Origin of the sequence: Aliifodinibius sp. S!AR15-10 (genome assembly GCF_031569985.1) — a bacterium.
Lineage (GTDB): Bacteria > Bacteroidota > Rhodothermia > Balneolales > Balneolaceae > JAMQKA01.
In genome coordinates this window covers 25,258-34,086 of the sequence record NZ_JAMQKA010000062.1, presented here as the reverse complement: position 1 = coordinate 34,086, position 8,829 = coordinate 25,258, and the positions used below count along the sequence as shown (strand labels likewise).

The 8,829-nt window shown below is 46.9% G+C and carries 11 protein-coding genes; 2 read left to right on the top strand and 9 right to left on the bottom strand.

Annotated elements, in window-relative coordinates:
- Window positions 1–254: 254 nt before the first annotated feature.
- The 9 genes from NC796_RS23965 to NC796_RS23925 all read right to left on the bottom strand — a co-directional run bounded on the left by NC796_RS23965 (window position 255) and on the right by NC796_RS23925 (window position 6,661).
- Complete coding sequence (locus NC796_RS23965; protein WP_310688348.1) at window positions 255–632, bottom strand: YraN family protein; 378 nt, start codon at window positions 630–632, stop codon at window positions 255–257.
- The gene (locus NC796_RS23960; RefSeq protein ID WP_310688347.1) at window positions 619–1,224 is read right to left on the bottom strand and encodes a hypothetical protein; all 606 of its coding nucleotides are present in this window, start codon (window positions 1,222–1,224) and stop codon (window positions 619–621) included. Before NC796_RS23960 ends, NC796_RS23965 begins: the two co-directional genes overlap by 14 nt.
- A gap of 29 nt (window positions 1,225–1,253) precedes the next feature.
- Window positions 1,254–1,508 carry an FmdB family zinc ribbon protein gene (locus tag NC796_RS23955; RefSeq protein ID WP_310688346.1) on the bottom strand — a complete coding sequence of 85 codons (255 nt, stop codon included), beginning with the start codon at window positions 1,506–1,508 and terminating at the stop codon, window positions 1,254–1,256.
- 98 nt (window positions 1,509–1,606) lie between these two features.
- Window positions 1,607–2,800: a pyridoxal phosphate-dependent aminotransferase gene (locus tag NC796_RS23950; RefSeq protein ID WP_310688345.1), complete on the bottom strand. Its 1,194-nt coding sequence runs from the start codon at window positions 2,798–2,800 to the stop codon at window positions 1,607–1,609.
- 327 nt (window positions 2,801–3,127) lie between these two features.
- Window positions 3,128–3,628: a pantetheine-phosphate adenylyltransferase gene (gene coaD, locus NC796_RS23945; RefSeq protein ID WP_310688344.1), complete on the bottom strand. Its 501-nt coding sequence runs from the start codon at window positions 3,626–3,628 to the stop codon at window positions 3,128–3,130.
- A gap of 131 nt (window positions 3,629–3,759) precedes the next feature.
- Window positions 3,760–4,308, bottom strand: a complete 549-nt coding sequence (gene rsmD / locus NC796_RS23940; RefSeq protein ID WP_310688343.1) for a 16S rRNA (guanine(966)-N(2))-methyltransferase RsmD — start codon at window positions 4,306–4,308, stop codon at window positions 3,760–3,762.
- Between the two features lie 100 nt (window positions 4,309–4,408).
- The gene (locus NC796_RS23935) at window positions 4,409–5,272 is read right to left on the bottom strand and encodes a hypothetical protein (RefSeq protein ID WP_310688342.1); all 864 of its coding nucleotides are present in this window, start codon (window positions 5,270–5,272) and stop codon (window positions 4,409–4,411) included.
- A gap of 6 nt (window positions 5,273–5,278) precedes the next feature.
- On the bottom strand, window positions 5,279–5,761 hold the full coding sequence (locus NC796_RS23930; RefSeq protein ID WP_310688341.1) for a hypothetical protein: 483 nt from the start codon (window positions 5,759–5,761) through the stop codon (window positions 5,279–5,281).
- Between the two features lie 240 nt (window positions 5,762–6,001).
- Window positions 6,002–6,661, bottom strand: coding sequence for a thiopurine S-methyltransferase (locus NC796_RS23925; protein ID WP_310688340.1), 660 nt, complete (start codon window positions 6,659–6,661; stop codon window positions 6,002–6,004).
- A 77-nt stretch (window positions 6,662–6,738) separates the two neighbouring features.
- Between NC796_RS23925 and NC796_RS23920 the strand changes: the two genes are divergently transcribed.
- Both NC796_RS23920 and NC796_RS23915 read left to right on the top strand, forming a co-directional pair.
- Window positions 6,739–7,221, top strand: coding sequence for an MgtC/SapB family protein (locus tag NC796_RS23920; RefSeq protein ID WP_310688339.1), 483 nt, complete (start codon window positions 6,739–6,741; stop codon window positions 7,219–7,221).
- A gap of 163 nt (window positions 7,222–7,384) precedes the next feature.
- A complete protein-coding gene (locus NC796_RS23915) occupies window positions 7,385–8,677 on the top strand; it encodes an MATE family efflux transporter (protein ID WP_310688338.1) in 1,293 nt (430 codons plus the stop codon).
- Window positions 8,678–8,829: the final 152 nt, after the last annotated feature.

The following is an 8,829-nucleotide window of genomic DNA, read 5'->3' as shown; positions in this document are numbered from 1 at the left end:
CGCAATGCCGTCGTCTGCAAGTTGCTGTATCGGGTGTTTGCGGTGATCAAACGAGGGACTCCTTACGTGAAAATCTATCAACATCAGATAACCGAATCTTCTTGACTAAGTCTTAGAATACCAAAAACGTCGCCGGCGGGTGAAATTTTTGTTGCGTTCCCTACGCCTGCGCTAAAACCATTTAACTCGATCAGCTGGAGGGATAATAAGTGCGAAAAACCCTGGAAATTGGACGCGAATTTTTGGCAAAGTTTCTAATTCGTCAACCAAAACGCATTTTCGAAGTGCTTGAATTGCGGGGCTTCCTCTTCTCTCTGCACAATGGAGATCACATCAAAACGAACCGGCGAACCATCCATTTTTCGTTCATAAAGCCAGGCTTCAGCAGCCTTGAAAATGTTTTTCTGCTTCTCCTCAGAGATAGAATCTTCCGGTTCACCGAAGTCGGTATCTGAGCGATATTTTACTTCCACAAAAACGATCTGTTTTTCGTCATAGGCCACAATATCAACCTCGGCGTGCTCAAAAAAATAGTTACGTTCCAGGATGGTATACTCTTTCGACTCAAGGTAGGAAGCGGCCAGCTCTTCGCCTTCGTGACCAATCTCTCGGGAGCTTTTACTTGTCATCATCCACCGGAAGTTTAATAGTGTCAGGCAGCTTGCCCTTCATCGATTCTTTGAGTTCAGCCAGTTTTACCAACTGCTTCAAAAACTTGAGATTGTTCTTGTTAATGTAGGGAAGGAGCGCTTCGGTAAAACGTTCAAACATCTCGAGGAATGTCATGAAGTTCTCGATCCGCTCCTTGAACTCCTTCTCCTCATCGGTTTGCGCCCCTTCCGCTTCAAACACGGCAATACACTCCTGCAGATTCTGCCGAATCGGGGCTACCTCTCGCTGCTGGCGCTCACGGACAATCGTGGATACTATATTCCAGACATCTTTTTCAGCAGTATAAAAATCCTTGCGCTTTCCCTTGAAATGGACTTTGTGGATGAGCTGCCAATTCAACAGGTTGCGCAGGTTCATATTGGCGTTCCCGCGGCTGATATCCAGCTGTGCCATAATTGTATCGGTATCCAGCGGATCGGCCTCGGCATACAGCAACGCATGGATCTGGGCCATCGTTTTGTTGATACCCCACGCTGACGCCATTTCGCCCCAAAGCAACACAAATTGCTCTAACGCCTGCTCGTGTTGTTCTGAGCGCTTGTCTTGACTCACGGGACAAAATTTTGGGTGCAATTAACTTTTTAAGAAGTAGACGTCTCTGCCTTTGATTCCGACTTGGTGGCTCCATTACTGGCAGAACCGTTGCTATTTTCACCTTTTCTCTTGTAGTCTGTAATATAGAAGCCGTCACCTTTATAAACCACGCCTCCACCACCGGTAATCACTCGTTTCACTTTTTGACCGGTTTCGGGGCACTTTTCAAGGGGATCGTCATTAATACCCTGGGTCACCTCAAAGGTGGAACCGTCTTCTCGTTTGTATTCGTATGTAGGCATAACTGTTCAGTTGGTTATGATTTAAGGCATTTTTACATCATAAAGTGTGCCAAAATCACCTTTTTGTACAAAAATTCAGTTTGTTAACTCGGTTTGGGTCAGGAAAGTTCGCTCAATCCTTTTTCCAGCCTGCTAATTCCCTCTTTCAGGTCTTTCATGGCAGAAGCGTAGCTCAGCCGGATGCCGTTGGGCTCACCGAAAGCATCGCCCGGTACAGCTGCCAGGCCAACACCGTCCAACAGGTACAGGCAGAGATCCGTTGTCGTCTCTATCTTGTCGCCATCAGCAGTGCTTTTACCCAAGTGTTCTGAGACATCCGGGAACACATAAAAAGCCCCTGCCGGTTTAAAGCACTTGACCCCGTCAATAGAAGAGAGGGCATCAACAATATAATCACGCCGTTCTTTGAACTGTTCGCGCATTTTCTTTACTTCATCCAGGCTGCCGGTATAGGCTGCTTCCCCTGCCTTTTGAGAGATAGCAGAGGGTGCAGAGGTTTCCTGGCTCTGTATTTTGGATACGGCATTGACCACCTCTTGCGGTCCCGCCAGGTATCCCAGTCGCCAGCCCGTCATGGCAAACCCTTTTGAAAACCCGTTGATAACCAGTGTGCGATCTTTTAGTTCAGGTGCGACCTGCAGAATTCCGTCGTGATCGCCTTCGTAGTTGATATACTCATAAATTTCGTCTGATATCACATACACATCCGGGTACTCAACCAGCACGTCCGCCAGGCCCCGGAGTTCATCCGCAGTATAACGCGTGCCGGTGGGATTTGAAGGCGAACAGAGAATCAGTGCTTTGGTTTTATCGCTGATCGCGTCTTCAAGCTGCTCGGGCGTCATTTTATAATCATTTTCAAAAGCCGTTCGCACCGTAACGCTCTTGCCCTCGGCCAGCTTCACCATCTGCGGATAGGAAACCCAGTAAGGTGCCGGGATAATCACTTCGTCGCCTGGATCGATCAAAGAAAGCATGCTAAACCCGAGCGACTGCTTGGCACCGTTGCTGACAATCACCTGGGAGGGAGCAAAATCCAGTCCGTTGTCTCGCTTCAGCTTTCCAACAATCGCTTCCCGCAGTTCCGGTGTACCGGTGTTCATCGTGTAACCATGGAACCCTTCCTCAATCGCCTTAATGGCAGCATCGCATACATGTCTTGGTGTTTTAAAATCCGGCTCTCCCGCACTGAGAGAAACAATAGAACGCCCTTCACGCTTCAACTCCTTGGCGCGGGCGGAAATTTTGAGGGTTTCAGATGGTGACAGTTCTTGTGCTCTTTTGGAAATCATAATTGGTTTTATTGGTATTTACATATAAATGCTGCTAGCGATGGCTGAAAATAGGAAATGATGAGTTGGATTTCTATAGTAATGAGAAATTTTCAGAAGAGGAGGAAAATATGATCAAAAATTGATTAGTAGTCTCTATATGGAGTCTCCTTGCATCTCGTATTGCGTATTACGTATTCCGTTTCAAATAAAAATTCTTTATAAATAAATACCGGGATAATACTTCAGATATCCACCATGAATATCAACCTCCCGCTGATTACGCTGATACCACTAAAGTAAAAATATACTCAGAATAATACGCAGTAAGGAATACGCAATATCCAATCACTGCTCTTTATCCTTGTAATACCCGTGCAGCGCTTCAGCTACGTGTTCGGGGACGAAAGAGGACAGGTCGCCGTCCCAGTAGGCAACTTCCTTCACGAGTGAGGCCGAGATAAAGGTGAGCTGCTCATTTGGCATCAGGAAAACGGTATCCACATCGGGGGCCAGCCGACGGTTGGTGAGCGCCATGCGGAATTCATACTCAAAATCAGAAATTTGCCGCACGCCCCTCACCAGCGTTTGAGCTCCCTTTTCACGTGCGAAATCGACCAAGAGTCCAGTGAATTGCTCTATCTGCACATTCTCCGCCCATTCTTCATCCTCAAGACAGGTTTTAATCATTTTCTCCCTCTCATCACCAGAAAAAACCGTTTCCTTCCGGTTATTTACTGCAATAGTCACAATAATAGTATCAAAGAGCTCCGTTGCTCGCTTTAGGATGTCCAGGTGACCGTAAGTTATAGGATCAAAGGAACCGGGATAAAGTGCCAGCGTTTTCATGCTTTCCCTTTAGATTATTAATCAAGTTAGTAACAATAATAGAACACGGATGACGCGGATTCTGCCGATCTTCACGGTTTTTTTACAGTGATAATCTGCTCAATCTGTGTTATCCGCGTTCTCTATACTATTCATTCAGGCTCTTCCTCCAAGAAGATACTCACGATGGTACGGCCGTACGCTTTTGAAAAGAAACAGTTTGGGTGCTCTGTAAAGTCATGCCGCTTGTCGTGTTCGAGTACAAACCAGCCGTGGTCATTCAGCCATCCCTTTTCCAGGATGGTCTCAATCATCTGTTCCATCTCCGGGTAGTCATAGGGAGGATCGGAAAAAATGATGTCGTACGGAATTGGCGGCCCATCCAGGAAGTTGCCCACATCAGAAACTGCAGTACGAACCTGATCTTCGATGCCGAACTCTCGTCCCAGTTTCTCAATATGTCGAATGTTGAAGTGATCGTTGTCAACAAACAGTACTTTGGATGCTCCGCGTGAAATAGCTTCGATACCGAGATTGCCGGACCCCGCAAAGAGATCCAGGACATTGGCATCACGAATATAACGGCGGGCCTCGATGACCGAAAAGAGTCCCTCTTTGGTGCGGTCTGCGGTGGGACGCACGTTCAATGTATTGGGTATGTTTATTTTGCGACCCTTAAGGGTTCCGGTGATTATTCTCATAAGCTATTCCGTGCAGTTCAACGAATACAGATTAAAAGTAGGCTGTTTGGAATGAAAGGTAAAGATACCGAAAAGCTTTTTTAACCCCACATAATATCAATTAATCCCCGAGGGCCAGCATGATGGCCGGGAAGGCCGCTTCCAGGTTAAACCCGTACGATTTTTCTTCGGCTTCCACCCCCATCTTTTCGAGAGAATCCATTTTAATGATGGATGCCGCTTCATCTTCCCAAAAGGGTTCCAGGATGTCAATAATATGATATGCCCGTGCCCCATATACATAGATCTGCTCATGGAGCCCCTCCATCCAGCTTAATTGTTGGGCATTTTGTAGCCAGAGGTAAGGAAGGTCTTCAGGATCCTCAAATTTCAGGTAGGTGGCACCGCGCAGTTTGCCAAGCACAAAAGAACTGACGGCAATGGCATCGTGGAAACAGCCGACGGTCATGAATGAGCCCTTTACATCGCTGTGAGCACTCCAGCGGCTGCCGATCTCAAAATCGCTGATCAGGTCGGTGGTTGAGGCACTGGAAGCCAGTTTTCGAAGTCCACCAAGCCTGTTACGATTTCTTATCAGTAAAAACTTGTATTTCTGATTACTGAGGTTGTACCATGTCGGTTCTACCTGGCTTCGATCGACCCCCTGCATGAGGATATTGATATGGTCCTCACGCTCATCGGGCTTATCATAAACAACTTTTGGAAAGGTGGTCCAACACTCCTGGGAGGGAAAAGAGAGTACGCGGATATGATCGATACCGAACTTCTCCTTCAGGCGACTGATCGTACTTTGAACACCGGGAAAGTTCTGTTCGTCTCCTCGCAGGATGGCACCCGGAAGATCAAAGTTAAAGTCCACCGATCCGATCCGCGCCAATACACCCTGCTTCTCCGGTTTATTTACAGCATAGAAAAGCTGATTATCGAAGAAACAAAGCCCAAGGCTTGGATTTGGTGGTGCCATTCTTCATTATTCCCAAGAAGCGGCGTTCAACATAGTTGTTTGCTCAAGAGAACCGATCTTATCCTCACTATCAGGATCTTCAAGAAGATAAATTTGTGGACGCAAGGTGTCATTCAAGGCATACTCGAATCTATTGTGAGGAGGACGTGGTGAATAAATAATGGAATCCGGATCGTATGTGTTTGGAGGCAATTCAGAGAACAAAGAATCCCCCTGGGCAAGCATCACGGAATCAGTCTTTAGAAATTGAACCAGGCTATCAAGGCCGCCATCGGAGGGAGGAAACTCGCCCTCACCTACCCGATTTTTATACTGATTGAGTGCATCTCGAACATTAGACATTCTGTGGCGTACCCGCTCGGTCATTTGTTCCCGCTCGAGCACTTCTTCATACGGGTCGACAATAGCGTGATAGAGAAAATACCCCAACACCAAAATTATAATCCCAAAAACAATACTTAACAGTTGATTGCGCTGTTCAATATTCATCGTTTGCTCTATTGCTTAAACGTGGTTTCAAAAAATTTGACTTTGAAAATACATGCCGACCTCATGATATGCAACTCTAACTAGCAAAAGCTGCTATACAAAACAAAGTTTAACCTTCACTTTATTTTTACTGTGCCGGTCAATCCCTAACTCAACTGAATATCATTGTTGTCAGCCAAAATAACAAAAGAGAAATAGAGGTAATTGCTGGTTTTTAATGAATATACAAGCGAAGCAACCTTATTCAGCTTCCAACAAATATATCTTCTCCCTTAAATACGAAGCCAGTCCCCGGCGCTGAAATTTGGAAAGCTTTTCAAACACCGATTCTTCGTGCAGCAGTTCAATATTAAACCTATTGCCATAAAGCTCTTCCAGTTCATCCCTGAACACTGAAAACGGTGGGCCGCTCATCTCATCCTGAGGGTACTCAAACGTACTTACAAGCATTGGGGTTGAGGGAGAGCAATACTGCAGAACTAATTGAGCATACTCTCGCCGCTTCTTTAGAGGAAGAGCTACCAATGCGGCTTTATCGTAGATCGCATCGATGGAAGGCAGCCGGGATGGCTTTAGTTTAAAAAAATCGCCCTGCCAAAGCTGAATATTACCGGACTCATAAATAGTAAACGCCCCGCTCTTTTTCTTGGTGTACGCCATCTTCATTTCTGAAAAGAACTGGTTCACCGCTACTTTTGACACTTCTACTCCCAGCACCTTCACTCCTTTCCGCGCAAGCCAGCCCAGATCTTTGCTCTTACCGCATAAGGGAACTAGGATACAATCCCCGGCGTTGAGCTCAAGTCGATTCCAATATGACACCAACGGTGGATACACCTCCTGCATGTGCCAGCCAATTTTGTTTTTCTTCCACCTGCTTGTCCAGTAACTTATTTCCATGACTCCTTCATTTTTTTTTGATGAAACAAATTTGCGGTGAGGAGAATTACCACTAATAAAACAATAAAGTGATCAGTATGGAATTAGATTTTGAAATCCTCAAAATTTTCAAAGTAATATTTGCCATATTTCTTGGTGGTCTGATCGGCCTGGAACGGGAAATTGCCGACAAGCCAGCCGGTCTGCGCACACATATGTTAGTTACCGGTGCCGCCGCCCTGCTGGTAATTCTCGGAGATACGATCGTTGCCAGATTTGGCGCCTCACCCTACGTAGAAGCTGTCCAGGCCGACCCGATTCGTATTATGGAGGCAATTATTACCGGAATCAGCTTCCTGGGAGCAGGTACTATCATTTTCAAATCTCAGCATGAGACGATCGAGGGACTAACCACGGCGGCTTCCATCCTGTTCGCCTCAGCCATAGGTATCACCGTGGGTCTCGATGAGCTGGGAATGGCCTCCATACTGACAGTGGTAGTGATTTTGATCTTGTTTGTATTGGGCTTTGTGGAAGGCAAAGTCAGAAAATTTAAAAAGCACAGAAGCCAGGAAGAATAGTAGTGCATAATTATAAGGTGGAAGTTATAAGTACCGCGAGCTTCAACTCGCGATCGACTTCTGAGTTTTGTATTCCAAACCGATCTCCCTCATAAAAGTGGCGTATTATTTTTACTTTCCCCACCCGAATCTCTGAAAATATTCACAATAAAAAACGCCCCATTTGAATCGCAAGATCCTGAACCTGGCTATCCCCAACATCATCAGCAATTTGTCGGTGCCGCTGCTTGGGGCCGTCGATACGGCGCTGGTTGGCCACCTCGATGAAGTGTACTACCTGGGGGCAATTGCGCTGGGGAGCATGATCTTCAACTTCCTTTTCTGGGGATTTGGCTTCCTCCGGATGGGCACCACCGGGCTCACCGCACAAGCATTTGGTGAAAAAGATCGCCAGGAAAGCATCCTTATTTTAGCACGCGCCCTGGCAGTTGCTGCCATCTTCAGCACACTCATCATTCTGCTACAGACCTGGATTGCCGATCTCAGCTTTTGGCTGGTCGAAGGCTCTCCGGAAGTGGAACGCTACACGAAAATTTATTTTGACATCAGGATCTATTCTGCACCAGCTACGCTTGGACTGTACGCCATCAACGGGTGGTTCCTGGGAATGCAGAACGCCCGATACCCGATGATTGTCACCATCTTCCTGAATGCTCTGAACATCGGTCTCGATTTCCTCTTTGTGTACGGGATGGGGATGCATGTGGATGGGGTGGCTACCGGCACGCTCATTGCCCGCTATGCCGGGGTTACGCTGGCCGTTGCACTGCTGATCTGGAAATACCGCGACTGGCTGAGTGCCTACATGCATGATCGACTGATGGAACTGGCGTCGATCAAGAAGTTCTTTTCCGTCAACCGTGATATTTTTCTTCGTACGCTCTGCCTGATTTTCACCTTCTCATTCTTTACGGCAAAATCAGCGGAATTCGGTGATGTGATCCTGGCAGCCAACAGCATCCTGCTGCAACTCTGGATGGTCGTCTCCTACGGCATTGACGGGTTTGCCTACGCCGCCGAAAGCCTGATCGGTCGCTATACGGGCGCCAAACAGAACGACCGGGTGAAGCTCGCCGTAAAATACTGCTTCGCCTGGGGGATCGGCATTGGGGTCATAGCCTCTGGCGTGTACTGGCTGTTCGACAGCTCGATATTGAACCTATTCACCGACCAACAAAATGTAATAAATACGGCTATGACCGTGTTTCTTTGGACAGTAGCGGGTCCCACGGTCAGCAGTTTCTGTTATATCTGGGATGGTGTTTTCATCGGGGCCACGGCCACTGAGCCGATGCGAGACTCCATGCTGATCGCCACCTTGTTGATCTTTCTGCCTGCGTTCTATCTCGGTGTAGGCCATCTCGGTAATCATGCTATCTGGCTGGCGATGGTTCTGTTTATGATAGCCCGCGGCGTTACCCTCTCCCTGTATGCTCCCAGGTATATTCTGAAGTAATTTATTTCTCTAGACGAATATAGTCGTCATATTCATAGCTGACGGTTTGCCCTCCGCAATCAAAGAGAGAATGAATAGATGGCAGTGCGAACCCGCAAATTAATCTTATTTATAGGCATAAACTAATGGATTTACCCGGGGTAATATAATAA

Coding starts and splice junctions, on each gene's coding strand:
- NC796_RS23925 (WP_310688340.1), bottom strand. CDS start 6,661: ATGGAAATAAGTTACTGGACAAGCAGGTGGAAGAAAAACAAAATTGGC.
- coaD (WP_310688344.1), bottom strand. CDS start 3,628: ATGAAAACGCTGGCACTTTATCCCGGTTCCTTTGATCCTATAACTTAC.
- rsmD (WP_310688343.1), bottom strand. CDS start 4,308: ATGAGAATAATCACCGGAACCCTTAAGGGTCGCAAAATAAACATACCC.
- NC796_RS23935 (WP_310688342.1), bottom strand. CDS start 5,272: ATGGCACCACCAAATCCAAGCCTTGGGCTTTGTTTCTTCGATAATCAG.
- NC796_RS23965 (WP_310688348.1), bottom strand. CDS start 632: ATGATGACAAGTAAAAGCTCCCGAGAGATTGGTCACGAAGGCGAAGAG.
- NC796_RS23930 (WP_310688341.1), bottom strand. CDS start 5,761: ATGAATATTGAACAGCGCAATCAACTGTTAAGTATTGTTTTTGGGATT.
- NC796_RS23950 (WP_310688345.1), bottom strand. CDS start 2,800: ATGATTTCCAAAAGAGCACAAGAACTGTCACCATCTGAAACCCTCAAA.
- NC796_RS23920 (WP_310688339.1), top strand. CDS start 6,739: ATGGAATTAGATTTTGAAATCCTCAAAATTTTCAAAGTAATATTTGCC.
- NC796_RS23955 (WP_310688346.1), bottom strand. CDS start 1,508: ATGCCTACATACGAATACAAACGAGAAGACGGTTCCACCTTTGAGGTG.